The sequence below is a fragment of the Actinoplanes sandaracinus genome, assembly GCF_030009775.1.
Lineage (GTDB): Bacteria > Actinomycetota > Actinomycetes > Mycobacteriales > Micromonosporaceae > Actinoplanes > Actinoplanes sandaracinus.
This window is the reverse complement of sequence record NZ_JASCTH010000010.1, coordinates 233,055-258,804: the sequence shown is the minus strand read 5'-3', so window position 1 is coordinate 258,804 and position 25,750 is coordinate 233,055. Positions and strand designations below refer to the sequence as shown.

The following is a 25,750-nucleotide window of genomic DNA, read 5'->3' as shown; positions in this document are numbered from 1 at the left end:
TCGGCGGCGTGGACGCACGGCAGGAACCGGTGACATTCGAATACTTGTGTGCACGCCGGGGCAAGTCAACAGGACCCATAACGGCTGCTGAGACCGAGGGAACTCAGCCGGCGAATTACGTCAAGTTCGGGGCCGGACAGTGCCTGGACGGCGGCCGGACGCAGGCACGGGGCAGGTGTCGGGCCCGCGTGGCGATGCAACCCGCGCATCACTGATCGCACGTTCAGCACGCGGATCATCACCGTGGGCAACGACAAAGACCCGACACAGAAGACATAATGTCCACTTCGAACGATATGCGAATGTTAACCCGCACATATTTGCGCGCTCGGCGAGAACATAGCGTGACACGGGTGATTTCTCGGACTTGACATCTTTGCGGATTGCCCAGAGTTCACGGCGCGGCTCCTTGCCTCGGCCTAATTCATTCGCTACAAAGGAACGCGTCTACGGAGATCAATGGGCTGGTCTTTAAGACCACAAATTCATTCTTCGATAGGAAACATGGGGGAAACATGGCGCAGTACGGCCAACGGCCGGCGCACCGCTCCGATGATCATTTCAAGGACTTCTGCGATGACATCTTCCAGGCCCTGAACCGGGCCGACCAGCGGCGCGCCGGCGAGACGTACCTGCATGGCCTGCTCCATTGCCATGGTCGCAAGTCGATCCGCCGAATGGCCAGCATGACTCCGGGAACTCATTCCGAGCAGTCACTGCAGCAGTTCATCAACCAGAGCCCCTGGGACTACCGCCCGATCCGCGAGCGGCTGCTGAACCGGCTGGTCCGAGCCGTCAAGCCGGCCGCCTGGGTGATCGGCGAGGTGGCGTTCCCCAAGCACGGCAGGTACTCGGCGGCTGTCCACCGCCAGTACGTGCGCTCACAACAGAAGGTCAGCAACTGCCAGCTGGCGGCCGTGGCGATCCTCGCCTCGCCCGAGTACAGCATCCCGGTCAACTGGCGGCTGGTGCTCCCGGAGCCATGGGGCGCCGACAACGAACGCCGCGCCCGGGCCCGGCTCCCCGACCACGAGAAACCGCGTCCCTACTGGCAGTACCAGGTGGAGACGATCGACGACATGACCCTGGACTGGGGCATGACCCCCGCGCCGGTGGTGGTCGACGCCCGGCAGCTCACCACGGTCAACCTGTTGCTGGGCGCCCTGGCGGACCGCGACCTGCAGCACGTCGTGCACGTCAGCGGCAACCTCCAGGTGCGTTACGCGCCCGAGCACCAGCGCGTGGCCGGCGGAATGCCGGTGCTGCGGCCCGGCGCCCGCCCGATGATCTGGAAGGGAGCCGTCGGTGACCTCGTGCAGAAGCTGCCGGACGCCGGCCGCACCACGGTGAGCTGGCCGGACGCCGACGGTGAGCACAAACACCGGTCGCAGTTCCTGACCGTGCCCATCATGCCGGTACGCCCGGACAACCCGGCGCGGATACCCGGACAGGAACCGGACTACCAGCTCGTCGTCGAGTGGCCGTTCGGCAAGCCGCAGCCACGCGGTTACTGGATCACCAACGTCGACGACCGGCCCCTGGCCGACCTGGTCAGCCTGATCAAGCTCCCGCGGCTGGTCGACGAGCGGGTGGAGGAGTTCGCCGACAAGTTCGGCCTGCGCGATTACGAGGGCCGGACCTTCGCCGGCTGGCACCACCACGTGACCCTGGTGTCGGCGGCCTACATCTTCTCCCTGCTGGACGCCATGGGCCACAGCACCGGCTTCTGAGCGAAGGAGCCGGCAGGAGCCGCCGATTCGGCGCCGAATCGGCGGCTGCGGCCCGTCGGCCGCGGTCACCGGACCGGCATCACCGCCAGGTCACGGTGCACGGCCATCATGGTGATGTCGTCGGCCTGCTCGGCGACGCCGGCGTGCTCGTTGATGCAGCGCTCGACACAGTTGAGCGTCTCGCGCGCGCTGGTGGCGTCCGTGCACACGATCGCCGTCATCTTCGCCTCACCGAGCAGCACCCCCGCGGTGTTACGGGCCTCGGTCACCCCGTCGGTGTAGCCGAAGAACAGGTCACCCGGCTCCAGCGTGGTGCTGGCCGGCCGGAACGACGCCTGTGGTATCAGCCCCAGCGCGGGCCCGGTCGGGTGGAGCAGCATGACGTCGCCGTTGTGCCGGCGGATCAGCGGCGGGTTGTGCCCGCAGTTGACGAAGACCAGCGAGCCGGTCTCCGGGTCGAGGATGGCGAAGAACAACGTCGCGAAGTACGCCTGCCGCATGTGGTTCTTGATGAGGTAGTCGTTGGTCGAGGTGACGGCACGCATCAGCATCTCCTCGTCGCGGCGCCGCTCGGCATCGGCGTCGGGCGGGTGACCCGCCCGGTCCCGGGTGCTGGTCTCCAGATAGACCGCGGTGTGCCGCAGCAGGCTGCGGATCAGCGCCATGAACAGGGCGGCGCCGACGCCCTTGTCACAGACGTCGGCGACCACCAGCGCGATCCGCCGCCCGTCGAGCATCTCGAAGGCATCGTAGAAGTCGCCGGAGACCTCCCGGGCCGGCAGGAACCGCGCGGTGAAGTTCCAGCCCGCGGGCGTCGGCAGCCCGTCCGGCAGGAAACCCAGCTGGATCTCCCGCCCGATCGCCAGCTCCTGCTCGTAACGCAACAGGGCTGTGGTGCTCTGCAGGTCGCCGGAGTCCGGGCAGATCAGCTGGCGCAGCTGGCTGGCGACGAGCCGGTCCCGGACCTGCTTCGGCACGTACGGCGGCACGATGTAGTCCAGGCCCGCCCGCACGTACGGCTCCAGATCGGCGTACCGGTCGTCGACGAAGGTCACCACTGTCGGCGGCCGGTCCGCCGCCCGGCCGAGCCGGTGCAGCAGCGACCGGACGGTCACCAGGTCCAGCCCGGCGTTGACCAGCAGCAGGTCCGGGACGCCGCCGGGCGGGCCCCATTCGGTGGTGAGAGCCTGTTCCGGCGTCAGCTGACGAACGTCCATCCCGTCACTGGCGAGCACCGCCCGCAGATGGTCGGCGGTGTCTGACGGCTTACTGACCAGCAGCGTCAGCTGCATGGGCGTACCTCCGAGCTTGTTGCACCGGCCCGCGTGGGACCGGATCACCGCGTGTTCGACCGGTTCATGAAGAGCGTTACGCGGTTACGCCCACCGGAGTATTCGTAAGTCATCCGATCGACCGACTGGCCGGCAAGATAGAGGCCCAGCCCGCCGGGGGTCCGATCGGCCAGCGGACTGTCCAGATCACGGGGAGGTTGGCACCGGGTGGGGTCGAAGGGTGGCGCGTCGTCGACGATACGTACCCAGACCTGGTCGGACTCGACGCCGGAGTCCAGCAGCAGCTGCTGCCAGGCCCCCCGGCTGTCGCCGTAGCCGTGCACGATGGTGTTGGTTACCAGCTCCTCGACGGCGAGCCGGAGGCGTCCGGCCCGGACGGCCGGCAGGCCACCGGCCCGCGCGAGGTCGTCCACGTACTGGACCGCCTCCCGCAGCGAGCCGATGACCGCCGGCAGCTTGAGCTGGCTCATCCTCAGCCGGGCACGTGGTCGCTGAAGACCACGCTGTGGTGGAAGCCGACCATCCGGATGGTGCGCTCGACCTCGTCACTGGCCTTGACCAGCACGATTTTCACTCCGTCACTCATCTTCTGCTTGGCGAAGACGAGTCCGCGCAGTCCGGCCGACGACAGGTAGGTGAGGTCCTTCATGTCCAGGACCAGCGTCTCCACGTCGCCCTCGGCGGCGCGGTCGACCTCCTGGCGGAAGGCCACCGCCGTCGTGGCGTCCAGTTCGCCCACGAGGGTGATGATCACAGTGTTTCCGCTACGGGTCAGGGTGGTGGTGAACGACACGGTCATGCTCCTCTGATCAACGGGAAGGGTCCTGCCTGCGACCGTCGCCCGGTCACGACGGCGCTACCGCGCGTCCGACCAGGACGACGGAGGATCGGGCGCCGACCGAGATGCCGTGCTGGTCGGCGAGGACCGGCTCCCGGCCCGGGACGGCCACGTCGGCCGGCGCCTCGGCGGCGGTGTCGGCGAACAGGTGCCATCGCATGCCGTCCGGCAGGCCCGGCAGCTCCAGGCGGTGGTCCTCCCAGTGCGTGTTCGACGCGACGTACACGTGGTTGTCGTCGCCTTCGATGTTGTGGCCGTTGCGCATCATCGCGATCAGCCGGCTCTGCGGCGACCAGTCCGGCTGCCAGGCCCGGATGCCGTGCCAGCTGACGTCCGGATAACCGCAGCCGACCGGGTCGCCGCCGTGCGGGTGGTGCCCCTCCCGCAGTGACGGGTGCGCCTTGCGGAACGCGATCATGTTGCTGACGAACCGCAGCATCTCCTGGTTCTCGTCGACCAGGTTCCAGTCCATCCACGTCAGCTCGCTGTCGTGGCAGTAGGCGTTGTTGTTGCCGTGCTGGGTCCGGGCGACCTCGTCGCCGGCCAGGATCATCGGCACGCCCTGGCTGGTCAGCAGCAGCACCATCGCGTTCTTCATCTGCCGGGTGCGGGTGCGCAGGATCTCCGGGTCGTCGGTCGGGCCCTCGGCGCCACAGTTCCAGCTGTTGTTGTCGTTCGCGCCGTCGTTGTTGTGCTCGCCGTTGGCCTCGTTGTGCTTGTCGTTGTACGACACCATGTCGGCCAGGTTGAAACCGTCGTGACAGGTGATGAAGTTGATCGACGAGCAGGCGCCGCGCGCCCAGTACAGGTCCGGCGAGCCGACGAGCCGGGTGGCCAGATCACCGACGACACCCTCGTCGCCCTTGATCCACTTCCGTACCGTGTCCCGGTACTTGCCGTTCCACTCCGACCAGCGGCGGTAGTTGGGGAACGAGCCGACCTGGTAGAGGCCGCCCGCGTCCCACGCCTCGGCGATCAGCAGGCAGTCGGTCAGCACCGGGTCGAAGGCCATCGACTCCAGCAGCGGCGGGTTCTCCAGCGGCGCGCCGTCCGGGCCCCGCCCGAGGATGGCGGCCAGGTCGAACCGGAACCCGTCGACGTGGTACTCACTGGCCCAGAAGCGCAGGCAGGACAGCACGTACTCGCGGACGATCGGGCTGTTGCAGTTCAGCGTGTTCCCCGTGCCGCTGAAGTTGTAGTAGAAGCCCTCCGGGGTGAGCATGTAGTAGGTCCGGTTGTCCAGCCCGCGGAAGTGGATGGTCGGGCCGTACTCGTTGCCCTCGGCGGTGTGGTTGAAGACCACGTCCAGGACGACCTCGATGCCGGCCTTGTGGAACTCCTTGACCAGGTTCTTGAACTCGTCGCGCTGCATGCCGAACTTGCCGGTGGCCGCGTACCCCGCCTTGGGGGCGAAGAAGCCCACCGTGGAGTAACCCCAGAAGTTGTAGAGCCGCTCGCCGGTCTCGGCGTTGATCCGGCTGTTCTCGAACTCGTCGAACTCGAAGACCGGCATCAGCTCCACGCAGTTGACGCCGAGCTCCTTGAGGTACGGGATCTTCTCGATCAGCCCGGCGTAGGTGCCCGGCTGGGCGACGCCCGACGACGGGTCCCGGGTGAAACCGCGCACGTGCAGCTCGTAGATCACCAGGTCCACCGACGGGATCCGCAGCGGCTGGTCGCCCTCCCAGTCGAAGTCCTCGAACGTCAGCCGGGACCGGTACGGGTAGATGTTGCTGCGATCCGGCTCCTGGCCCCACTCGTTGCGGCCGGAGAAGGCCCGGGCGTACGGGTCGGCGAGGATCTGGGTGTGGTCGAACCGGTCGCGGAAGTCCACCTCGGAGGGCCCGTACACCCGGTACCCGTACTCGATGCCCTCGTAGTCGAGGTTGAAGACGGTCATCGACCACACCGACCCGATCCGGAACTCGTCCGGGATGGGCAGTTCGGCCACCGGCTCCGGCTCGCCCTGCTTGAACAGCACGAGCGTCACGGCCTTGGCCGCGCTGGAGTAGATCGAGAAGTTCACGCCGCCGCTGACCAGGGTCGCGCCGAACGGCATGGTGCGGCCCGGCCGCACGTCGTAGCCGGCCACCTGCTGGGTCGGGAACGAGTCCACCCAGTCCAGATCGGCCCGGATCACATCGGTCATCGCACACCACTTCGCTGGGCTGGGACGTCGGCGAGCTCGGAGAGCCCGTCGTCGACGGTGTCGCTGACGACGAAGAAGGTGAGGAATCCGGTCGCCGAGAGGATGCCGTGCAGTTCCTGCGACAGTCCCACCAGGCCGACCGTGCTGTTGCGCGCCTGCGCCTGCCGGTAGACCAGCAGCATCGTCCGCAGCCCCGCACTGGTCACCACGCCCAGCTCGCTCAGGTCGAGCAGGACGCGTTCGTCCGACGGCAACACCTCCAGGATCTGCGCCTGCGCCGCCGGAGCGGTCCGCCCGTCGAGATCACCGATCAGCTTCAGGACGAGGATGTCGTCACTTCTGCTCTGCTTGATGTCCATCTGTCATGCCACCTCCTTTGAGGCATCGGGCTTTCAGCTGACGGGGACGAGCTGCACCTTGACGCTGAGGCTCTCGGTCGAGGCGGGCAGCTCCACGGTGGCGTTCTGGGCGTCGAACACCTCGTACGGCTTGCCGTCGATCTCGACCTTCTCCAGCCGGAAGCTGCCGGGCGGCAGCATGTCCGGCGCGACCCGCAGCAGCCGGGAGGCGTCCGGGCGCGGCTTGAAGTAGAGGTCCAGCGGCTGCTTGGTGATCAGCAGCGAGGTGTAGACGGTGGCCAGGAAGCACAGCTCGGCCGAGTGGTACATGCTCATCGAGTGGCTGCCCTTGAGCCGCTCGGTGCCCAGCAGGTACGGCATGCCGCTGGCGAGCACGTTGAAGTAGACGGCGCCCTCGTCGTGGTCGAGGAAGAAGGTGTTGTAGAAGGCCGCGGCCTGCCGCGCCTCCTCCAGGTTGGCGTCGCCGCCGACCGTGCCGGCCAGGATGAGGTACGCGAGGATCGCCTGCTCCTGCTGCCACCACGCCTTGCGGTCGTGCCACGCGAACCGGTGCCACTCCTGGCCCGGCTGCTTGAACCGCTCGACCACGTCGTACCAGCCACCGCGCTGCTGGTCGCTGCCGACCGGCGGCATGATGGCCCCGATCTTCTCGGCCAGCGCCTTGTAGTCGTCCTTCGGCGTCACGGAGTTCATCCGCATCAGGTTCCAGGCGATCTTCAGGTTGTGTCCGACCACCGCCCGGTTGCCCTGCCAGGTGTGCTCCAGGTCGTGCGACCAGTCGGTGAAGAACCGCTCGTTGACGAACGGGCTGTTCTCGTAGTCCGGGAAGTACTTCACGATGGTGTCGAACGTGCGCTCCAACATCTCGCGGTACTTCTCCTCGCCGGTGGCGAGGTAGGCGTTGATCAGGTAGGCGGGCGCGTGGTCACCGACGGAGTTCCAGTTCTTCCGGGCCCGGTTGAACTTGAGCGACTCGTGGTCCGGGCTGAGCAGAACCGGGTCGATGTGCGAGAAGTAGCCCCCGCCCTCGACGTCGCGGAAGTGATTCTCGAACAGGCGCATCGTGTGATCGATGTCGCTGGAGATACGGCGGTCGCCGGTGATTCGGAACGTCTGCGTCGGGCCGGCCAGCGCGTAGATCTGCTCGTACATCGGAATGGCGTCGTAATCGTCGTCGAATTCCGAGGTGAACAGCTTCGTCTCGTAGTCGCCCTCGACCTTGATGCCGTGGTACCAGTACACGATGTCGTTGTCGGAATCGACGAAACGCATGTGGTCCCGCAGATACTGGGTGCCCTTCTCGGCGATCTCCAGGTATTCGTCACGGCCGGTCAGCATGTAGGCCGACGCCATGCCGTAGACCATGCGGGAGATCGTGTCGGTCTCCTGCACGTGGCTGTCGGTGCGCTCGCCACCGAGCCGGATGTTGGTCCGGTACTGCCGGTAGTCGACCGGCCCGGCGCCGAACTGGGCCTTGCGGTAGAAGCCGGCCAGCGAGTCGAGCTGGTTGATCCACCAGCCGTGCTTCTCGAAGTTGTAGTCGCCGGGCTGGCGGCCGAGGAAGACCATCCGCTTCGCCTCGAACGTGTAACCGTCGCCCTCGGGGTAGAACACGCCGTACACGAAGAGGTGGGTACCCGCGGTGAGCATCTGCGGCAGATGCGAGCACGCGTCCACGTAGGGCTCGTCGAGGTTGCGCAGCAGCTCCGCCGAACAGTCCTTGGTGATGTGGACCGTATAGGTGTCGCCGGCCCTCGTGCTCATCTCGAATACGCCACGGTCCTCGTCGTACGAGGTGACGTAACCGGCGATAGTGTCCATGAAAGGGAAATGCATGGTGGCCCCTGCCGTCTGGTCGTTGCCCTCGGACATTGTTTCGTCACCGACGTGAACGGATCATCGGCCGCCGAAATTCGGCGAGCCGGCCCTCGGCGGCGCCGAGACATCGGATTCGAATACCTGATGAATCATCGGCTCGGGCACAAACGGCGTCAACGCTCCGAACCAGGCCGGGCCGCAGGGAGAACACTTACAGCGTCCTCTTCGTCAAGTCGCTCGAAAGTCTATGGACACTCGCGGCACGCATCGCCCCGCGACGATCCGGCAGAAGGCCGCGACGCAAAGGACCGCCGGACGCGGCGGCGTCCGGCGGTCCTGTGACGTGGGTCTTACTCGGACGCCACCACGCCGTGCCGGTGGTGGTTGCGCGCGCGGTGACGGTCCGCGGCGTAACGGACCGACTCGTAGGCGATCAGCGCGACGACGATCGCGGTCAGCACCGCCAGCGTGGCCAGCGCCGGCAGAGACTTTCCGAGCAGAGCCAACGGCACCAGCAACAGGGCCACCACCAGCCGTGCCGGGTTGAGCCGGCCGGTGGTGCGCAACTGGAAGCCGACGTGCGCGATCAGGTACAGCACCACACCGCCGACCAGAGCGGCCAACCCGACGCCCTTGAGCGGGTCGCCGAGATCGTGGTGATGCACATCGCCGACGTACTGCAGCACCTTCTTCAGCCCGAGGGCGAGCATGACGATGCCGGCCATCAGCGGCAGATGTACGAAGCTGTAGGCGTCCCGGGCCATGTTGGCTCGCCGCTCGTCGGTCGCGGCGGTCAGCGCGTGCTCGGCGACCAGCGCCGACACGTCGAAGTACGCCCACCACAGCGAGCCGGCCAGGGCCAGGCCCAGCGCCGACGCCACCACGATCGGCCAGGAGATGGGCAGCTCCGCCACCCCGACCCCGATCGCCACGATGGACTCGCCGAGAGCGACGATGACGATCAGCCCGTGCCGCTCGGCGAAGTGGCCCGGCGAGGCGACCCGCCACCCGCGCGCGCCACCGAGATAGGTGCCCAGATAGTCGGCGGCCAGGGCGGCGACCCACAGCCACGTCTGCGCCGGGCCGTCGGTGGCCGCGGCGACCAGCAGCAGCGCGGTGCCGGCCAGCATCGCCGGGGTGAAGCGCAGCAGCTGGGCCCGCAGACCCGCGTCGCCGGCCGACGACACATAGAACAACAGCAGGTGCAACGCCCGGAAGAGGAAGTAGCACACCGCGATGACGACCGGCCCGCTCAAACCGCCCGGCGCGTCGTCGAAGGCCTCCGGAATGCTCAGCGCCAGCACGAACATGACCGCCATCGCGGCGAACATGCCGATCCGGGTGATCCCCTCGTCGGCGCGCACGAGGTTGCCCAGCCACGCGTAGGCGGTCCAGCTCCACCACAGCAACGCGATGATGAGCAGCCCGCGGACCAGGCCACCGACCGTGAGGTCGTCGGCCATCTTGGCCGTCACCTGGGTCAGCGCGAACACGAAGACGAGATCGAAGAACAACTCTAGGGTGGTGACCGAATCACCCTCGGACACCGGCCGCGACAGCACACCGGCCGCTCGTTTCGGGCGTGACGCCGGCCCGTCCGTGTCCTGGTCCGGAACTCTGTCCTGACTCACTTCATGCCCTCCCTGGCACTCTGCTGGTCCTCGGCGTGGCTATTCGGGCGAAATTCACCCCCGTGCCCGCCGTAGCAGTATGGAAGCGTAGTGGCTTCCTCTCCGCGCGTAGTCACACCGCCTCCGCGTAGACAAGGAAGTCCAGCGGTGTAGTACGTCAGATCCGCCTGTCCTCACGACCGTCGGCTCACGCCGGTCGGCCCAGAGATACGGTCAGGTTCCGACCGCAATGGCGGGCAGACTGACACCATGACATCGACATGGCAGAGCGCTCCCGACCCGGTAACGGCGCGACGGCTCGGTAACCTCCCCCCTATGGGAAGTGCCGAGCTCGAAGAACTGATCGTCGCGGACGCCGGGAAGCTGCGGACGTGGCTGTCGGCTCACCATGGGACGTCGCCGGGGGTGTGGCTGGCGCTGACCAGGAAGGGCGGCACCGTCACCACGCTGACCTGGCAGCAGGCGGTCGACGAAGCCCTCTGCTTCGGCTGGATCGACGGGCAGGCCCGCAAGCGTGACGACGAGACCTCGTGGATCCGGTTGACTCCGCGCCGGCCCCGCAGCATCTGGTCACAGCGCAACGTCATGCACGTCGCCCGGCTGGAGGCCGAGGGGCGGATGATGCCCGCGGGCCGTGCCGCGGTCGAGGCCGCGAAGGCGGACGGGCGATGGGCGGCCGCGTACGCCCCGCCGTCGGAGGCCGAGGTGCCGGCCGACCTCATGACCGCGATCGCCGCCGATCCGGCCGCACAGGCCATGTTCGACGTCCTCACCAAGACCAACCGCTTCGCCCTGATCCACCGCCTCAACGCCGTCAAACGGGCCGAGACCCGCGAGCGGAAGATCGCCGAGTTCGTCGCGATGCTGGCCCGGCACGAGACCATCTACCCGCAGAAGGCCAAGCCCGCGGCGCCTCGTCCCTGAGCTTGCCGTTCATCCGCGGCCGGCCGGGGATGTCGTGCGGCGGCGCCGGATGTTTCGCGGCGCCGATGAGGCGGTCTATGGTTGCGCCGGCCCGGCGAACTCGTCGGCGAGGACGGCATACACCGCCACATCCCGGTAACCATCCGGGAACCGGATCGCCCGGCGCAGGACTCCCTCGAGAGTGAAGCCGAGGCGTTCCGCCAAGCGGCGGCTGCGGTCGTTGGTGGTCAGCGTCCGCATCTCGACACGGTGCAGACCGAGGTCGCCGAAGCCGTGGCCGAGGACGGCGTGCAGCGCCCGGGTGACCAGTCCCCGGCCCTCGGCGGCGGCGTCGATCCAGAAACCCACCTCGGCGCTTCCCTCGGCCTTGTCGATGGTCAGATTCATCGCGCCGACCAGGCGGTGGCCGCTGTCGGTGCGCACACCGATCGCCAGCGGAAGGCGGGTGCCGTCAAGCCAGGCGCTCCCGGAGCGTTCCAGCGCGGCGCGGGTGGTCTCCGGCGTTGGCTTCTCGGAGGCCGGTGACCAGACCGCCAGGCGGGCATGGTTGGCGGCCAGCAGGGCGTGGTAGGCGGTGGTGATCGCCGGCGTCCGCGGTATCAGGACGGCGTCGTCCCCGATCGGCCAGACGAACCGGGTGGTGGTGGTCGGCATGCAGCGGATCTTAAGGGGAGCCCGGCGGACGCCTCGGACGGCAGATCGGCACGCGGGGAGATCGGAGGGCTCGTCAAGGCGTGCTGCAACGCGTCCCGCGTAACGAGATGCGGGCGCCTGGCAAGGGACCCGCCGAATCCTCGCATGTGGATATGGTGATGCCTTCGGGGAGGCTGTGCGTGCGATTGATCGATGGTGAATCGGGGCCCGTGGCGGGGACACCGCGATGGGCGGTGGTCGCGGCGTGGGCGACGGTGTGGTGCGTGATCCCGTCGTCGGTGTGGCGGTCCGCGGTGGGTCTCGGTGCGGGGCTCGGCATGTCCGACCAGTGGCGCGAACTGCAACAGATCCCAGGTCCTGGCACCGTCTACGTGCTGTCGCTCAGTGTTCTGTCGATCGCGTTCGCGTCGTTGACGCTGGGTCTGGTCTATCCGTGGGGCGAACGAGTCCCCGCCCGGGTGCCGGTGATCGGCGGCCGTCGCTATCCCACGTGGCTGGTGGCCGGGCTGGCGGCGGCCGGTGTGGTGCCGCTCGCCGTCATCGTGGTGATGAGCGCCGCGAACTGGGACGTGCTCATCGGGGCGGCGGGGCGGCCGCCGTCGGGCTGGACGATGCTGGCGACGGCCTGTTACCTGCCTGCCGCGTTGTGGCCCGTGCTGGTGACGATGGTGACCGTCGCCTACGTCCGTCGCCGAGCTCGGCGGCCGGACCAGGAACCGTCGTTGACGTAACTCGCGGCGGCCAGGCCCGGCACCGGCGCTGTCGGTGTGATCGTTCCCGTCGTAGCACCGGTTCCCGGGGCGGGGGATGAAAACGTGGCAGACTCTTGCTGTTTCAGCAGGTCGACGAGTGCGGCCCGGGCCTTCCTGTCGCCAGCCCGGCGCATCGTCCGGCACGGCACCCACATCCTGACCGGCCTCGGCGGCGACGCCCCCACCATCCTCGGCCGGGTGAGCGAACAATCGGGCCGGTTTCCGCTGCTGCCGAGGTGACCAGGTGAAACGATCGGATAGGCGCGAACACGCCCACCCTCGCCGTCTAACCGAGAGGTTCCGCCCGTGAGCGAGATAGATGATTTGATCGCTGTACTTCACGAGGATGACGTGCGGCGGCAGAACCAGTTCGACCTCATCGCCGCCCATTACCAGCTGACCGAGCAGGTAGCGGCCTGCTTCACGGAGATCTCCGCACGGTACGCAGAGCAACTCTCGAAGGCCGAAACACCGCACGGCCGCGAAATCGCCGCCCAAGCCGTCAGCAGCGGGATGGTGAGTACGCTGCTCACCGGAGTGCTGGGGATCGCGAAGGCCCACAGCGACTGCGGCGAGCATGACTGCCCGACGTGCCAGCAGATCAAGTTCGCGCTGACCGAGGCCGCGGCCTACGCGACGTGGCTGGCCCGGCAGACCGCCGATTGACGGCGTCGTGGGCGCATCCGGGATGGCTCAGGGGCGGTTCTCGACGCCGTCGAGCCACAGCCTGTCCGAGTCGTCGCGGTGGGAGCCGGACCTACCGACGTGCTTGTCGCTGATCTTGGCGCCGTTCTTGATCACGTGTACCAGGGCCATGGCGTGTCCCCGTCCGAGACCGTAGTCCGCCTTCAGCCATGCGATGATCTGGCCCGCCTTGGTCGATGGCTCGTCGAGGCCGCGCTCATGGGCCAGCGTCATGAACTGGCGAGGGGTCAGCCCGGTCTTGGCCTCGATGTTGTCGAGGTACGCCTGGAAGCTCATGGTTGCTGCCTTCCGCTTCAGAAGTTCGTTCGGGACATGTCGTCAGACCGTCCCGAGGCAGAAATGTCATCGGTGGGACCGATGTGACGTGGCTCATGTATTCGGCTGAGTGAAAGCGGGTTGGTCGATTGCCCACAACCACGTTCCGTCCTCTTGCTGGCGCGCGACCTCGACGGTCACGGTTCCGTCAGCTAGTCGAGCCGACGTGAGGGCCAGCTCGCCGGCCCGCAGGGTGGGACGTGGGGTGCCCGGTTCGAAAGAAGGCCGCCCCTCCAGCAAGCGCTGGAAGGCTCCGCGAATCTCCTCCGATCCGCTCGCGACCTCACCGTTGGGCAGGGCCAGAACCGCATCCGATTCGTAGAGGGCGATAAGCCCGTCGACATCGCCGGCATTGAGCCGAGCGACGATGAGGCGGCTGAGGTCTTCGGGGCTCGCTGCGCGCTCCACATCAGCATCCATATCGCCGATCCTGCCAGTGGGGTACGACAAGAAAGGCGTACTGATCTAGCCGCCGCGCGTAAGACATGAAGCGGGTCCCTGCCGCGGTTCTCCGGGGTCGGAGTTTCGCGGAGCATCGCCCGCCGGCTCCAAGGAGCGTCGAGCGACACCGGCGATGCCAAGGTCGTCGAGGATGCCGATGGACCGCCGCTGCGAGTATGAGCCTGTGGCCAACCTCTTCAGAACTGACGGGACACGCGGCGGTCCGATGCTCGACCTGTCGAACGGCGGCACCGACGTGCTGTTCGACGTGCTCACCCTCGCCGGCTGCCACCTGGCGCGCACCCCGTGGGAGCAGCACCTGATCCTCATGTTCGCCACCCGCCACCGCGGCGACCGGGGGACGGCCGGGTTCGACCTGACGGAGCTGCCGTGGACCGCGAACTGGCCGGCCGAGAAGGCGTTCTTTCTGGCCGTGCTCGACTTGGCCGTCGCGCGACACCGGTGGGACGAACTCGACTACGACCCGCCGCACGCCCATGACTATGTCCGGACGGTGAGGACTGGTCCGCCGCGCCCGATCCGGAGTACCTGCGGCCGTGCGAGCGGCACGGGCTGTACGTCGGTTTCTACACCAGCTGCCGACTCGAGGACGGTTGACTCCGAGCGACCGGGTCGACCGTCGCCTGCCATTCCCATGGATGGAACCAACGAGACGTGCCGGGAAAGTCTCGCATGAAAGGGCCGTCCACATCCGTACCTCTCGAGGGGGACTACGAGATACCTCTCCAGGAGGTTTCGGCGTAGCAGTCGGGCCTCCTACCGTTTTGGCATGAGTCGATACCTCAACCGCGCAATCACCGCCGCCCAACGCATTCCGAGGTGGCAGGCCGCCGTTGTGGCCATGATCGCCGTGCCCGTCACCGCGCTCGGCGGCTCAGCCGGTTCCGCGTCGGCCGAACCCCCATCCACCTCCGGGCAGGACAGAGACCTCGTCGCCTTGCAGGAGTTACGAGAGCGTCAGGACCGGGCTTGGGAGCGTGGCGATGCGCGAGCGTATGCCGCGGTCTACACCTCCGATGCCGACCTGGTCACCTTCAACGGCGACCACATGAGCACCCGGGCCGGCATCGAGGAAGGAATGGGTTACTACTTCAGGACGTACCTGCAGGGCACGCGCCTTCTCCAACAGGACGAGCGCATCCGCTTCCCCGAACCCGACCTGGCCGTCATCGTCCGGACCGGCTGCGTGCTCTGGCCGGGTGAGACGGCCTGCACCGATGAGGCCCTCTCCGTCAATACGAACGTCGCCGTGAAGCGTCACGGCCGTTGGCTCTACACCTCTTTCCAGAACACCCGCATCAGGCCGTTGCGCCCCACCACCTAGGCCCCGGGGAAGGATTTCCCGCCGGGTCGAAGGCTTCGGCGCCCTGGGTCGGACGCGGGATCAGTAGCCGCTGTCGGGCTGCGGCTTTCCTTCTCGCTGCTCCGGCTTCGGCTGGCCGGTGTCGTTGCGGGCCACCTGGTCGCTGTAGGCGAGATCGCCCGCCTTGTCGATGACCACGGTGCGGCCGCTGTCGACGGCCTCGCGGATGAGGACGGCCAGTTCCTCCGGTGACGCGCCGGGGTTCGCCACGGCGATCTGCCGGCCCACCTCGTTATTGTGCAGGTCCATCGCCTCGCTGCCGGCGGTGTGGTCCGGAACGGCCTCGTGCGCGGTGGTCATGGCCCTGGCGAAGTCCTCGCCGAACTGCCTGGTCAGCAAGGCGTTCCAGTAGGCGTGGCGGAACGCGTCGGTGTGGCCGTCCTGCTTGTCCTCGGGGAAGTTCTCGTTCGCCGTGTCGATGGCCTGCTGCCTGATGTTGTAGAACGTGATCTGGTCGGCCAGCGGCATCTGCTTGAGGATGCGGGCCTCGGACGGAGTGACGGTCAACGGTTCGACCAGCCCGAAATCGACCAGGAGCCCGCCGCCCGGGTACTGCTGCCGCGGGCCTTCGTCCGGGGCCACCTGGTATTCGTTCAGGATCCGCTCGCCGGGCTTACGGGCGTTCGGATCCAGCTTCGCGGCCTGGTAGACCTCCTCCTTCAACCCCGGCGCGGTGGCGATGACCCGAGCGGTGTTCCGGCTGTCCGCCAGGTAGTCCGGCAGGAAGGCTCGCGCCGCCCGCAACGCGGCGACGGCCGTCGTCCGCGCGCCGCCCTCGGTGGGTATGGCCCTCGCGTAACAGCCCTCCGCCTCACGGAAGAGGTAGTCGGCCTCATCGCGGACCGCTTCCCGCTGCTGATCGATCTCGGCGCCGCCGAGGGCGGACGGCCCGATCAGGAAGTCCCATTGCGCCATCGGGCTGACCGCGCTGATACCGGCGTGCACGGCCACCAGCGGCGCGATCAGGTCACCCAAGCGGCGCTCGATCACGATCCCGGTGTTGACGAGATCCTTCGCGGCCTGCTGGGCGGAACCGTAGTCCTCCAGGGCCGCACCCGCCCTGCGGTAGCCGATACCGAGCATGGTCACCAGGTCGAGAGCCTCGCCGAGGCGCTGCTCGTACAGAGCGTGCGCCTCTCCGCCCCATTCGACCGTGCCGACCAGACCGTCCAGTGTCGGCAGGCCGGACTCGATCACCCGGGCGACGCGGAAGAAATCGTCGGCGGCCATGGCGACGTACTCAGGCCGCATCTCCTCGATGTAGAAGACGTCGTCACGGAAGGTCGCCATGGTCGCCCCCTGTCGACTGGAGGAACGTCAGTTCTCGTGGCCCGGCTGGTATCTCGGCCCGATGAGGATCCCGTCGATCGCCCGGGCGGCCTCGTCGTCCGCCTTCACATACGCGGCGGACGCTTCCGACAGCTTGGTCGACAACGCGGCGAGCAGTGCCACCGCGTCCTCGTACTGATCGTTCGCGAATGTGGCGAAGTCCCGCACCGCCGCGGCGACCTCCTCCGGGCCGCGCGGCGGCCTGAGTCTTTCCGCCATCGACATCTCCGGCCGGCCCGCCTGGTAGAGGCCGGCCAGACCCAGAAGCTGGTTCGCGTCGCCTTCCATGGAAGGCGGTACCGCGTGAAGGCTCATGGCACCTCCTCCGTCACCCGCAACACACCATGGCCACCATAATTCCATCGGGCAACAGCGGCTCGGACTCGTCGGACGACGCGGCTCCCAGTGCCACCGGGTGAAGCCGCTTCGTTGCTCTCTCGACAATCTGGTCGTGGCGGCCGCCGTCGAGGACCTCCATGGCTCTGGTCTACTCCACCGGCTGCGGAACAGGCTGGAACGCGACGTCGGACACGTCGGCGACCAACTCGGTGAAGTCGGTGCCGTATGCGGCCGGCTCGACGATGCGCAGCACGAGCGCGAACGGCCGGTCGGCGCCGAACTTGCGGTCGAGTTCGGAGTGGCGCGAGGCCAGATAGCGGGCGCCGGCGAGGTTGCTGCCCGCGCTCAGGCCACCGATGAAGAACACCGGGTGCCCACCTGCCGGACCCCAGAACCGGGCGAGCAGCACATAGCTGATCTCCGGGCTGAGGGTGTACTCGGTGCCGCCGACCGTGAACGACATCCGGCGCTTCTCCTCGTCGAAGACCTCGTAGGTCACGCCGCGCAGGATCGTGCGCACGTGCGTGGCGCTGCGCGGGCTGGCGCCGCCGGGGCCGCCGACGCAGAATTCGGTCAGTCGGCCGATCTCCCCGCTCGGCTGGTGCTCGCCGACCCGATCGGCGTGCGCGCCGCACTCCCGGGCGATGGTCGCCAGCTCCACCAGCGCGGCGACGTCGCGGCGGTGAACGCTGAACTCGCGCGGCGACGACGCGTGCCGGGACACCACCAGCAGGCAGCTCGCTCCGGCGGTGAGGCCGAAGAAGGCGCGTTCCCGGTTCAGCTTGCGGCGGCGCAGCACGAACCCCGCGAGCCAGACGGCCGTACCGGCGATGACACTCGCCAGCAAATTGATCAGAAGGTCGCCCATGCCTCGATGATGTCCGATGCCGTCGAGCCGTCGGCAGGCGGACTCTCCGGCGAGCGGGCGGAGCTGTTACGCCGCCGTCCGAGAGGTCGAGCGCGCCGCGGCCGCCGAAACAGCGCGCATCGACCTGTCGGTGAGCAGCGCCACCTCGTGACCGGCGCGGCCCGCGGCCTCGATCAATGGCAGCAGGCAGGTAGGTAGGTGCCCGGCGGCCGGCACACTGGCGAACAGGTTGCGCATGTCTGGGCTCCTCAGGAAGTCGCGGGGTACAGGAGAGTCTTGGCGACGGCGGCACCGCCGCCCGCCCGTGACGAGACCAACCCTCGGAGCCGGCGTGCCGGATACGCCGAGGCCACCCGCCGGGCGGTCCTCGACGCGGCTCGGGACTTGTTCGTGCGACAGGGAGACTTCGGCACCAAGGTCGAAGATCGCACGGGCCGGCGGTTCACGCCGATCATCCCCACCGGGTCCACGCTCAACGTCAAGGACGCCTTCGTGAGCGAAGAGCACCCCGAATACGACGGGAGTGCGTTCAATGACGTCATGGCGATCTTGGTCAACGGCATCTGGTCGGACTAGGCGGGTATCGTGCCGACTCGCCGGAATGCGAGGAAGATACCGCCGCGGGAGGTTCCCGGCTATGCCGAGGCGTGGGCCGCCGGCCTCATTCCCCGGGTGCCGGCCACCCCGCCGCGCCTCGCGGTGGCTCCCACCGCGCGGGCCGTGTTTCGCACCCTGCTGGGGACAGCGGTCGGCGGCATCCTGACCCTGATCCTGTTCCTCAAGATCCTGGAATGGGTCACCGGCTCCGACGTCGCGGTCACGGTCGCGGTGAGCTTGGGCGGCACACTGTTGTTCGTTCTGATTCTTCGGCTCGTGACCCGCATCGGCGACCAACTGGTCGCCGAACTCCGACACGGTTACACCACGCTCGAAGTGCCGTCGGGCACCTTCTGGGTCGGCGAGGGCTACACCAGCATCAGCGGAGACGTCGTGTCACGCTGGGATTACCGGGGCCTCTGGCTGCTCGACGGTTCGACGGGGGCGGTGCTGCGCGGCCCGGTCCCCGGCGGCGATCCGCCCGGAATGTATCCGTCTCCGCATCGCCCAGGGCGCTGGGAGCTGTGGACCGGCTTGGAGTGGCTCGGTCACTACGACAGGAAATAGCGCCGGCACCGTCAGCGGGGTCTTCCCAGCGTCCTAGGAGACTCCGCTGACGCCTCTAGTCAATCCCGCCGGCCGTCGCCCCTGAGACTCGATCCACCGATGAAGGCCGCTCCCAGCGGCGCCGCTGCCGTCGTAGCCACTCGCCGCCCGCCCGGAGGATCGCCGGTCGGATGCCGGTTCATCTGCCCGTTCGTCGGGAGCCGGGGCGCTGCCCCGCACGTGCCGGGCCCGAACCGCGGGGCCGAGCCGACTGATCACCCGGGCCCTCGACGGCGCCGGGACTGGAAAACACCACCGGAGGCGCCGCCGGGCGGCTGGACGTCGGCGGCGGCCACTCCGACGCCGCGATCTGCGCCCCGGTCACCGGCACCGGCGGCGAGATGTGGTCGAGTATCCGCTGGGCCACAGTGGCGTCGATCCCGAGATCAGGGCTGACGCGCACATCGGCGGCGATCGCCAGGTCCACGACGTCGTCACTGGTGAACGCCTTGGCCCCGAGGGTGCTGAGCCGCCGGGCGAATTCCTGCACATTGATCATCTGCAGTCACACTCCTCGGTTCGCTGACGACCCAGCGTAACTGCCGAAATCCTCACCAGTGACCGACGCGCTTCGCCCACGTGAGCGCCTCGCACCGATGAACTGATCCATCCGGGCCCTGACCGTAACGGCGCCCGCCCCGCTGTCCCCCGTGAGGGCTCCCCACCGAACGGCATGATCGTACTCGCGCGGGGCGTGGAGCAGGTCCGCTTGGCTCACTCGCGGTGCACGGGGGCCGGCAGGGCTACGGTTGCCCCGCTGACCGGTCGACCGTTCCGGCAGCGGGCACGGCGGCAGCGGCCAGGATGGCGCTGACCCGGGCCAGCGCGGCGATCGTCTCCTCCGCCTGGCGCGGTGTGGGGCTCAGGGTGCCCGGGTTGTCGACGTGAATCCACTCACGGGTCACCTTGAACCGTCCCTGATACGCCTCATCGAGCCGCTGCAGCAGCTCCGGGGTGAGTAGCGCCTTGCCCTCCGGCGTGGTGGCCGGCGCGACCCGGCTGCGGCTCGCGGGGCCGTAGAGCTCCATCTCCGGTACGGGCTCCGCGAGCTTGGCCAGCCAGGCTGTCTCGTGGCTGCCGTTCTTCCGCTGGTAGTCGAAGAAGGCGAACGGCACGCCATCCTCCGTTCCGGAGAGGACCGACGTGGCCGAGGGCCTGCAGTCGGCGAAGTCGGGCAGGTTCAGCCGCTGCAGGAACGTGGGGTCCGTCGCCTGGAAGGTCCAGCCGTGCCGAGCCGCCAGCCGGCGACGGCCGTGCCGGGCACGCCACCGGGAGACGACCTTCAGCGCGCCCGTCAGCAGGAAGAGGCCGGCGACGAACGCGATGATGCCGCCGAGCACCGGCCACCCCGCGTCGATCAGCCAGATCGCTCCGGCCAGGATGAGAAGTCCGATCGTCAGGCCGATGAACGGGCCGAGATACGCGCGCACGGGTACCCGGGTGAGGTTCGCGGGCGGGGTTCGCCGCACCAGCTCGGCAAGCTGCTGTTCGGGGTCGGCGGCGGAGGCCGCGGCCACGAGTTCCGCGCCGAACCGCTGGACGTCCGCCACGCGCCGCAACAGCTCCTCCGGGTCCGACCACTGCGGACCGGAGCGCACCACAACCCTTCCCGCGACGGCGTACGGGCCGATGTGAACGTCAGGGAACTCGGCGGGCAATTCAGCGGTGTACGCCGTCGGGCGCAGCTCGTCCGCGCTCGAGAAGTCGAAGACGGTGAAGCGTACGCCGTCGAGGTCACCCTCCACGACGTCGTAGGCCGACGAGGAGGGGTTCGCCGCGACCGGCATGGCGCCGGGCAGCGCGGCATCCCGCTCCCGGTAGGTCCAGCCCCGGGCCGAGGCGGACGCCTGCCTGCCGCGTCTGCGCACTCGCGGGATCGCCTTGTACGCGAGGTACGCCACCAGTAGACCGGCCGGCAGGAGCCACCACGGCAATGCCACCAGCGCCGGCATCCAGAGCGGATGGCGGCCGGTCCGCGACTCCGCGCTGGCATGGTCGCCCAGCGCCCAGGCCGTCACCTGGAACGGGCCGCGCGGGTCGGGCAGCTCCCCGGCGCGGACCTCGACAGTGCCCACCACCTGTTGGCCGTTGATGGTCCAGGTGGAGTTCTTGCAACTGGCCTCGTCGGTGGGCTGGACGGTGTCGACGGGGCTGGTGTTGGTGCGCGCGGCACGCCGCCGGACCCGGGTCGGCAGACCCCGGTCGATGTCGCAGTCCGCGGTCGCCTGCACCACGACCTGGGTGCCCGCGATCTTCCGGTAGGCGTCCGGCATGATCCCGCGCAGGGCCAGTCCCACCGCCACGTCGGCCGCGAGCAGCACGCCCACCGCGCCCACCACCGTGATCGTCTTGGTCAGGCGGTTCCCGTGTCGCGCGGTGCCGTATATCAGATAGCCGATCGTGAAGGAGACCACGGCCAGGGCGGCGACTCCGAACCAACCGGGCGCACAGAGCGCCACCACACTGGACACCACTATGCATGGTCCCGCCACATGGACGGCGGTATCGGATCGGGGCTCCCAGACGTCGGCCATGCCGCGACGCTAGCGATCAATGCATGGCGATGCATCCATCGGGCGATTGATCCTTGGGTAAACCTCTGTGGTACAGCGCGCCTACCAGAGGTTGAGGGCTCCCATCAGGTGAGGATGGCGCCGGTGACGGCGACCTGTTCGGTGAGTACGCCGCTGATCAGTTTCTGCGTCAGGTTGATCTCCTCCACCGCGGAGTGGATGTCGGCCAGCGAGGCGGTGACCGCGTCGACGCGGGCCTGGATGGCATTGACCTTGGTGCTGACCTCGGTCGTGGCGCGTTCGGTTTCGCTGGACAGCTCCTTGACCTCGCCGGCGACGACGGCGAAGCCCTTGCCTGCGTCGCCTGCCCGGGCTGCCTCGATGGTCGCGTTGAGGGCGAGGAGATTGGTCTGTGCGGCGATGGACTGGATCGTCTTCACCACCTGGTTGATCTCGGCACTGGCCTGGCCTAGTGCGGCGACCTGCTTGTTCGCCTCGTCGGTGAGCCGTCCGCCCTCGTGGGCGACGGACTCGGCCGACATGACGTTGCGCTGAACCTCGCTGATCGAGTCGAGCAGTTCACGGCCGACAGCGTGCAGCTACTCGGTCGAGGCGAAGCGCTCCAGTGCCTGACCGACCAGGAAAGCGGTGTTACGCAGAGCGGCTTCGCGGCTCGATGTCATGATCAGGGTTCGGGTGGCGAAGAAGTCCATCGTGCCGACGATCCGGCCGCCGATCTTGATGGGCAGGCACACGCCGGACTTGACACCGGCCGCCTGAGCAGCGGGACGGCGTACGCAGTCGGTGATTTCACCGAGGTCCTCCACGAACACGAGGTCGTCGCGCGCCCATGCCCGGCCGGACAAGCCGACCCCTTTCGCGAACGAGGCCGACATGGTCACCTGCCGGAACTCCGCTCCCGCGTCACCGGATTCGATCTCGCACGCAGTCGGTCACGTCCGCGATGTTGTGCACGAAGACCAGGTCCCGGCTGCGCCAGGTACGTCCCGACAGCCCGACGCCCTCGGCGAACGCGGCATCCAGCGTCACCTTCCGGAACTCCTCGTTCACACTGCCGCTCTCTTGTTGCAAGCCAGTTCGGCCGCGGCTATCCGTACTTGATTCGTTGAGAATCGGTCTGTCCATTGCAATCCGGGTGTCCCTTGGTTCTCCGAGCGAGAGCCGAAATGCCGCGGCCAGGGCGCCGGGGTCGAGCGGGGCGAGTCCGCGCTGAGCGCGGTCACCCGGCGTTGTCGTCAGTGCCGTCTGGTGTCCGGACCGGGGGTGTCCTGTCCGAGGCCTCGGCGGATCGCGATCTCCACGGGCGAGTACGCGCCGTCGGCGCGCTCCAATACGTACGGCGCGGCCGGCATCAGCGGGGGCTGGGCCATGAAGCGCGGCCGGGTCCCATGGTGCGGTTGCGCCGCGTGCACCAGGAATGGATGGCACAGGAAGACGTCGCCCGGAGACCCGGTGGCGAGGGCGAGTGGCCGGTGGTCGGACGCCGCCACCAGATCGGGCGCGAGATCCAGTCCGCTCGCCCCGTCCTCCCCGTACTTCTCCAGCACCTTCGGCACGTCGAGGTGTGAGCCGACCCGGATCCGCGTCGGGGCGTCCTGTTCACCGACCTCGCTGAACAGGAACAGCATCAGCAGCGCCCGGCCGCGGGAGCGCACATTGGTGAAGTACCAGCTCTCGCCCTCCGGCAGGTAACTGCCCTCGATGTGCCAGCCCGCGTCGTCCGGCTCCTCTCGGTGCGGGAAGCGCAGGGGGAACGTGCCCAGCGAGTAGCGCGGTTCCCAGCGTCCCGCGCCGACCAGGAGGTCGTACGCGTGGTGGAGGAACGGGGAGTTGGGTGCGGCGGCGAACGGTCCCTGTGCCATGCCGGCCACCCGGTGCACGGGCTGTGGCCACGTCGATGGATCGTCCGGTTCGCAGCCCGTCTCTCGCCACAGCAGCCGTGTGCAGTCCGCGGCCACCCGCGGCGCGACGGCACCCTCCAGCTTCACGAAGCCGTCGCGAAGGAAGCGGGAAACCAAGGTCGTGTCATCCATGCCCCCATGGTGCGGCCGCATCGGCGCCGATCGTCCGACACCTTCTGCGCCGCTTCTGTCGGGTGTGCGGCGGCAGCGACGGCGCACGATGGATCAATCGCGGGGTGGTTCACCGTGTGGCTGTTCACCGGCACGGCCCGCCTTTCGCACGGCGGGTCACAGCCGGATCAGCTCGGCGACCTCCTCGGGCAGGCCCGGTGATGTCATGACATGGCCCATCCCGGGTACGACGTGCAGTATTGCGCCCGGGATCGCGGCAGCCAGGGCTTCCCCGTGGTCGAGCGGATAGACCGGGTCCTGGTCGCCGTGCACGATCGAGGTCGGCGCGGTGATCGATGACAGCGGGGCGAGCAGGCCAGGGTCGGCCCTCCAGACGGCCCGGTGATGGTTGGCCGCGGCCGCCGGATCGGTGGCCCGTGACAGCGCCAGGTCCAGCATCGCCCGGGCGGCCGGCTCGTCGAACGGCCGGACCGGCCCGTTGAAGAGCCGGAACAAGGCCACGTCGGACTCCACACCCGACGGCAGCCCGGCGGCCAGATGTGCGAGAAACTCCGGCGCCGGCGGCGGCAGATCATCCGGGTCGGGCGGTTCCCCGGCCCGCGCCCGCGCCCACACCGGACTCGGATCATGACCCATCGGCGAGCTGGACATCACCGTCAAGGACCGGACCCGGTCCGGCGCGTGCACACCCAGCCACTGAGCGATCATGCCGCCCAGCGAGGCCCCCGCCACATGAGCGGAATCCAGTCCATAACCGTCCAGTACGGCCAGGCAGTCGCGAGCCATGTCCCCGATCGTGTACGGCTGAGCATCGAAGTCGACGACGCTGGACCGGCCGGTGTCCCGATGATCGAACCGGATCACCTGAACCCCGCGCTCGACCAGCCGGCCGACCAGCGCGTCGGGGCAGCTGACACCCTGAGCAGCCGACCCCAGGACCATCAAGACGGCGGGAAGCTCGGGATCGCCGGCCCGCTCGGTCCAGATCCGCAGCGGCCCGGAGGCCACGAATCGCTCGTGCGCATCCACCATGGAGGCACGGTAGCGGCTGCCTCCTGCCGGCCGCCGGCAATTACCGGCGGCCCGGCCACCCCTAGCGCGCCCGGCCGGGCCCGCTCCGCGCTCCGGCTCGGGAGCTGCTGTTCAGGATTCGACCGGTCCGTCCAGGGCGGTCCCGTACAGGCGAGACACCCTGAGGCTGATCACCACGCGCCGATCCTTCACCATTTGCTCGAGGAACGCCGTCTCGTCTGCCGCATCGCCAAGGCCGCCGACCATGGCCAGCAGTTCCCGTCCGGTCGCGTCGCCGGGCTCCACACTCGGCTCCGACACCTGCGCCTCGCCCTCCGCGACGGCATAGGAGAAGACGTTCCCGCCCTGCACGTGCAGGGTGGCTCGTGGATCGCGGCGCAGATGGCTCACCTTGATGCGCCCGGCGGCCGAGGAGAACCGGAGGAGCCGCTCGTCGGCGTCCCAGGTGAAGACCATCGAGGCCAGGTGGGGGTGGCCGTTCCGTTTGACGGTCGCCAGTACGCCGAACTGCTGCGAGCCGAGGATCCGGATCACTTCGTCGTCGGTGAGGGCGCGGGCGCTGGGGCCTTGGCCGGGGCCGTAGTGGGTCTCACTCATCAGCGAGTCGATCCTTCCGGAAGGTGCGATGTCAGCAGGGTGGTACGTGCGGCGCCGGCGTCACACGGCCCGCGAACGACATGGGCGATGGTGTCGTGAGCGTTTCCGCTCGCCTCTGACACTAGCGGATAATCTGCTTGCAGACTATCTAGTTCAGCACTTTATTGACGCGGGCGGGAAGGAGGGGCGAGCCGGCCTGACCCTTGAACCACTCATCTCGTACGGAATCCGCCTCATGCCCTCACGCTGAGCTCGGCGATGAGGTTTCGGTAGGTGGCGGCTGCCGGCTTGGGCTCGTAGTGGGAGTCGAGGATGCCGAGCTGGAACAGAGGATGGTCATGGTCGCTGTCGGCGTCCCGTAGCGCGAAGTGCTCGTAGGTGGTGATGTTGAGTTCTTCGCTGTGCTCGTCGATGGCGCGCACGACGGTGTCGAGCACGTCAGCCTGACGGGAATACGGCCGCCCGACGCCGGTGCCCCAGCCGTGCTCGGTGATGTGAATGGGCACGGAGTCGGCGATGCCGGCCGCGGCGAGACTCTGTCGGCGGAAGAGGGCCAGCACCCCCGTGACCGCCTCGGAAAGGCGATCGGCCGGGATGGGCTGGAATACGTCGGGAAAGAAGTCCAGGCCGGCGTAGTCGAGAGCGGACCGGAATTCCTCACCGCCCCGGCGGCCCAGGTCGGTCCAGAACTCCTGGTCCGGATCGAAGATGGCGGTGGAGTTGCAGCCGATCCGGGTGTCGATCCCCAGCCGGGCCACTTCGCGTTTGGCGGCGATGACTCCCTCGACGAGCGCTTGCCGGGCGGCCGGGAAACCGCCGTGTC

33 protein-coding genes are annotated in these 25,750 nt (G+C 68.3%); 9 read left to right on the top strand and 24 right to left on the bottom strand.

Annotation, left to right across the window (positions count from 1 at the left end; translation table 11 throughout):
• Positions 1-485: 485 nt before the first annotated feature.
• Complete coding sequence (locus QLQ12_RS17650; RefSeq protein WP_282761257.1) at positions 486-656, bottom strand: hypothetical protein; 171 nt, start codon at positions 654-656, stop codon at positions 486-488.
• Between QLQ12_RS17650 and QLQ12_RS17645 the strand changes: the two genes are divergently transcribed.
• Complete coding sequence (locus QLQ12_RS17645; protein WP_282761254.1) at positions 582-1,730, top strand: IS701 family transposase; 1,149 nt, start codon at positions 582-584, stop codon at positions 1,728-1,730. The genes QLQ12_RS17650 and QLQ12_RS17645 overlap by 75 nt on opposite strands.
• A gap of 65 nt (positions 1,731-1,795) precedes the next feature.
• On the opposite strand, the gene QLQ12_RS17640 is transcribed toward QLQ12_RS17645, so the two are convergent.
• The 7 genes from QLQ12_RS17640 to QLQ12_RS17610 form a co-directional block, all read right to left on the bottom strand.
• Positions 1,796-3,022: a PP2C family protein-serine/threonine phosphatase gene (locus QLQ12_RS17640; RefSeq protein WP_282761194.1), complete on the bottom strand. Its 1,227-nt coding sequence runs from the start codon at positions 3,020-3,022 to the stop codon at positions 1,796-1,798.
• A 44-nt stretch (positions 3,023-3,066) separates the two neighbouring features.
• Positions 3,067-3,492 (bottom strand): ATP-binding protein, encoded by a 426-nt coding sequence (locus tag QLQ12_RS17635; RefSeq protein WP_282761192.1) that lies wholly within the window; start codon positions 3,490-3,492, stop codon positions 3,067-3,069.
• 2 nt (positions 3,493-3,494) lie between these two features.
• Positions 3,495-3,815 (bottom strand): anti-sigma factor antagonist, encoded by a 321-nt coding sequence (locus QLQ12_RS17630; RefSeq protein WP_282761190.1) that lies wholly within the window; start codon positions 3,813-3,815, stop codon positions 3,495-3,497.
• A gap of 52 nt (positions 3,816-3,867) precedes the next feature.
• Complete coding sequence (gene glgX, locus QLQ12_RS17625) at positions 3,868-6,009, bottom strand: glycogen debranching protein GlgX (RefSeq protein WP_282761188.1); 2,142 nt, start codon at positions 6,007-6,009, stop codon at positions 3,868-3,870.
• Complete coding sequence (locus QLQ12_RS17620) at positions 6,006-6,368, bottom strand: STAS domain-containing protein (protein WP_282761187.1); 363 nt, start codon at positions 6,366-6,368, stop codon at positions 6,006-6,008. The genes glgX and QLQ12_RS17620 overlap by 4 nt, the downstream gene beginning before the upstream one ends.
• Positions 6,369-6,401: 33 nt before the next feature.
• A complete protein-coding gene (locus tag QLQ12_RS17615; protein ID WP_282761186.1) occupies positions 6,402-8,189 on the bottom strand; it encodes an AGE family epimerase/isomerase in 1,788 nt (595 codons plus the stop codon).
• A 347-nt stretch (positions 8,190-8,536) separates the two neighbouring features.
• Positions 8,537-9,817 (bottom strand): low temperature requirement protein A, encoded by a 1,281-nt coding sequence (locus tag QLQ12_RS17610; RefSeq protein ID WP_282761185.1) that lies wholly within the window; start codon positions 9,815-9,817, stop codon positions 8,537-8,539.
• Between the two features lie 315 nt (positions 9,818-10,132).
• Between QLQ12_RS17610 and QLQ12_RS17605 the strand changes: the two genes are divergently transcribed.
• The gene (locus QLQ12_RS17605; RefSeq protein ID WP_282761184.1) at positions 10,133-10,741 is read left to right on the top strand and encodes a YdeI/OmpD-associated family protein; all 609 of its coding nucleotides are present in this window, start codon (positions 10,133-10,135) and stop codon (positions 10,739-10,741) included.
• Between the two features lie 75 nt (positions 10,742-10,816).
• On the opposite strand, the gene QLQ12_RS17600 is transcribed toward QLQ12_RS17605, so the two are convergent.
• Positions 10,817-11,395 carry a GNAT family N-acetyltransferase gene (locus QLQ12_RS17600; RefSeq protein WP_282761183.1) on the bottom strand — a complete coding sequence of 193 codons (579 nt, stop codon included), beginning with the start codon at positions 11,393-11,395 and terminating at the stop codon, positions 10,817-10,819.
• 179 nt (positions 11,396-11,574) lie between these two features.
• On the opposite strand from QLQ12_RS17600, the gene QLQ12_RS17595 reads away from it, so the two are divergent.
• The 3 genes from QLQ12_RS17595 to QLQ12_RS17585 all read left to right on the top strand — a co-directional run bounded on the left by QLQ12_RS17595 (position 11,575) and on the right by QLQ12_RS17585 (position 12,813).
• Positions 11,575-12,126 carry a hypothetical protein gene (locus QLQ12_RS17595; RefSeq protein WP_282761182.1) on the top strand — a complete coding sequence of 184 codons (552 nt, stop codon included), beginning with the start codon at positions 11,575-11,577 and terminating at the stop codon, positions 12,124-12,126.
• Between the two features lie 84 nt (positions 12,127-12,210).
• Positions 12,211-12,387 (top strand): hypothetical protein, encoded by a 177-nt coding sequence (locus QLQ12_RS17590; protein WP_282761180.1) that lies wholly within the window; start codon positions 12,211-12,213, stop codon positions 12,385-12,387.
• Positions 12,388-12,453: 66 nt separating this feature from the next.
• Complete coding sequence (locus QLQ12_RS17585) at positions 12,454-12,813, top strand: hypothetical protein (RefSeq protein ID WP_282761179.1); 360 nt, start codon at positions 12,454-12,456, stop codon at positions 12,811-12,813.
• Positions 12,814-12,840: 27 nt separating this feature from the next.
• On the opposite strand, the gene QLQ12_RS17580 is transcribed toward QLQ12_RS17585, so the two are convergent.
• Together QLQ12_RS17580 and QLQ12_RS17575 are read right to left on the bottom strand one after the other, a co-directional pair.
• Positions 12,841-13,128: a DUF4287 domain-containing protein gene (locus QLQ12_RS17580; RefSeq protein ID WP_282761178.1), complete on the bottom strand. Its 288-nt coding sequence runs from the start codon at positions 13,126-13,128 to the stop codon at positions 12,841-12,843.
• Positions 13,129-13,221: 93 nt separating this feature from the next.
• Positions 13,222-13,587 (bottom strand): YybH family protein, encoded by a 366-nt coding sequence (locus QLQ12_RS17575; RefSeq protein WP_282761176.1) that lies wholly within the window; start codon positions 13,585-13,587, stop codon positions 13,222-13,224.
• Between the two features lie 205 nt (positions 13,588-13,792).
• Here QLQ12_RS17575 and QLQ12_RS17570 point away from each other — a divergent pair, with 205 nt between their 5' ends.
• Complete coding sequence (locus QLQ12_RS17570) at positions 13,793-14,305, top strand: hypothetical protein (protein ID WP_282761175.1); 513 nt, start codon at positions 13,793-13,795, stop codon at positions 14,303-14,305.
• 93 nt (positions 14,306-14,398) lie between these two features.
• On the top strand, positions 14,399-14,953 hold the full coding sequence (locus tag QLQ12_RS17565) for an SgcJ/EcaC family oxidoreductase (RefSeq protein ID WP_282761173.1): 555 nt from the start codon (positions 14,399-14,401) through the stop codon (positions 14,951-14,953).
• A gap of 60 nt (positions 14,954-15,013) precedes the next feature.
• On the opposite strand, the gene QLQ12_RS17560 is transcribed toward QLQ12_RS17565, so the two are convergent.
• The 4 genes from QLQ12_RS17560 to QLQ12_RS17545 all read right to left on the bottom strand — a co-directional run bounded on the left by QLQ12_RS17560 (position 15,014) and on the right by QLQ12_RS17545 (position 17,765).
• Positions 15,014-16,282 carry a DUF6973 domain-containing protein gene (locus QLQ12_RS17560; RefSeq protein ID WP_282761171.1) on the bottom strand — a complete coding sequence of 423 codons (1,269 nt, stop codon included), beginning with the start codon at positions 16,280-16,282 and terminating at the stop codon, positions 15,014-15,016.
• A gap of 27 nt (positions 16,283-16,309) precedes the next feature.
• Positions 16,310-16,636 carry a type VII secretion target gene (locus QLQ12_RS17555; protein ID WP_282761169.1) on the bottom strand — a complete coding sequence of 109 codons (327 nt, stop codon included), beginning with the start codon at positions 16,634-16,636 and terminating at the stop codon, positions 16,310-16,312.
• 172 nt (positions 16,637-16,808) lie between these two features.
• Positions 16,809-17,528: a hypothetical protein gene (locus QLQ12_RS17550; protein WP_282761167.1), complete on the bottom strand. Its 720-nt coding sequence runs from the start codon at positions 17,526-17,528 to the stop codon at positions 16,809-16,811.
• A 66-nt stretch (positions 17,529-17,594) separates the two neighbouring features.
• Positions 17,595-17,765, bottom strand: a complete 171-nt coding sequence (locus QLQ12_RS17545; RefSeq protein WP_282761166.1) for a hypothetical protein — start codon at positions 17,763-17,765, stop codon at positions 17,595-17,597.
• 39 nt (positions 17,766-17,804) lie between these two features.
• On the opposite strand from QLQ12_RS17545, the gene QLQ12_RS17540 reads away from it, so the two are divergent.
• Entirely contained in the window at positions 17,805-18,104 is a 300-nt protein-coding gene (locus QLQ12_RS17540) for a choice-of-anchor L domain-containing protein (RefSeq protein ID WP_282761165.1), read from the top strand.
• 9 nt (positions 18,105-18,113) lie between these two features.
• Positions 18,114-18,692: a hypothetical protein gene (locus QLQ12_RS17535; protein ID WP_282761164.1), complete on the top strand. Its 579-nt coding sequence runs from the start codon at positions 18,114-18,116 to the stop codon at positions 18,690-18,692.
• Between the two features lie 178 nt (positions 18,693-18,870).
• Here QLQ12_RS17535 and QLQ12_RS17530 read toward each other — a convergent pair whose 3' ends face one another.
• The 9 genes from QLQ12_RS17530 to QLQ12_RS17490 form a co-directional block, all read right to left on the bottom strand.
• Positions 18,871-19,230 carry a hypothetical protein gene (locus QLQ12_RS17530; protein ID WP_282761163.1) on the bottom strand — a complete coding sequence of 120 codons (360 nt, stop codon included), beginning with the start codon at positions 19,228-19,230 and terminating at the stop codon, positions 18,871-18,873.
• Between the two features lie 244 nt (positions 19,231-19,474).
• Complete coding sequence (locus QLQ12_RS17525) at positions 19,475-21,202, bottom strand: hypothetical protein (protein WP_282761161.1); 1,728 nt, start codon at positions 21,200-21,202, stop codon at positions 19,475-19,477.
• A gap of 167 nt (positions 21,203-21,369) precedes the next feature.
• Complete coding sequence (locus QLQ12_RS17520) at positions 21,370-21,786, bottom strand: methyl-accepting chemotaxis protein (protein ID WP_282761160.1); 417 nt, start codon at positions 21,784-21,786, stop codon at positions 21,370-21,372.
• 57 nt (positions 21,787-21,843) lie between these two features.
• Positions 21,844-22,140, bottom strand: coding sequence for a GAF domain-containing protein (locus QLQ12_RS17515; RefSeq protein WP_282761253.1), 297 nt, complete (start codon positions 22,138-22,140; stop codon positions 21,844-21,846).
• Between the two features lie 28 nt (positions 22,141-22,168).
• Positions 22,169-22,315, bottom strand: coding sequence for a hypothetical protein (locus QLQ12_RS17510; RefSeq protein ID WP_282761158.1), 147 nt, complete (start codon positions 22,313-22,315; stop codon positions 22,169-22,171).
• A gap of 185 nt (positions 22,316-22,500) precedes the next feature.
• Complete coding sequence (locus QLQ12_RS17505; protein ID WP_282761157.1) at positions 22,501-23,298, bottom strand: phytanoyl-CoA dioxygenase family protein; 798 nt, start codon at positions 23,296-23,298, stop codon at positions 22,501-22,503.
• A 156-nt stretch (positions 23,299-23,454) separates the two neighbouring features.
• Positions 23,455-24,330 (bottom strand): alpha/beta fold hydrolase, encoded by an 876-nt coding sequence (locus QLQ12_RS17500; protein WP_282761156.1) that lies wholly within the window; start codon positions 24,328-24,330, stop codon positions 23,455-23,457.
• 111 nt (positions 24,331-24,441) lie between these two features.
• Positions 24,442-24,927, bottom strand: a complete 486-nt coding sequence (locus QLQ12_RS17495) for a TIGR03618 family F420-dependent PPOX class oxidoreductase (RefSeq protein ID WP_282761154.1) — start codon at positions 24,925-24,927, stop codon at positions 24,442-24,444.
• Positions 24,928-25,160: 233 nt separating this feature from the next.
• On the bottom strand, positions 25,161-25,685 hold the full coding sequence (locus tag QLQ12_RS17490) for a hypothetical protein (RefSeq protein ID WP_282761153.1): 525 nt from the start codon (positions 25,683-25,685) through the stop codon (positions 25,161-25,163).
• Between the last annotated feature and the right edge of the window lie 65 nt (positions 25,686-25,750).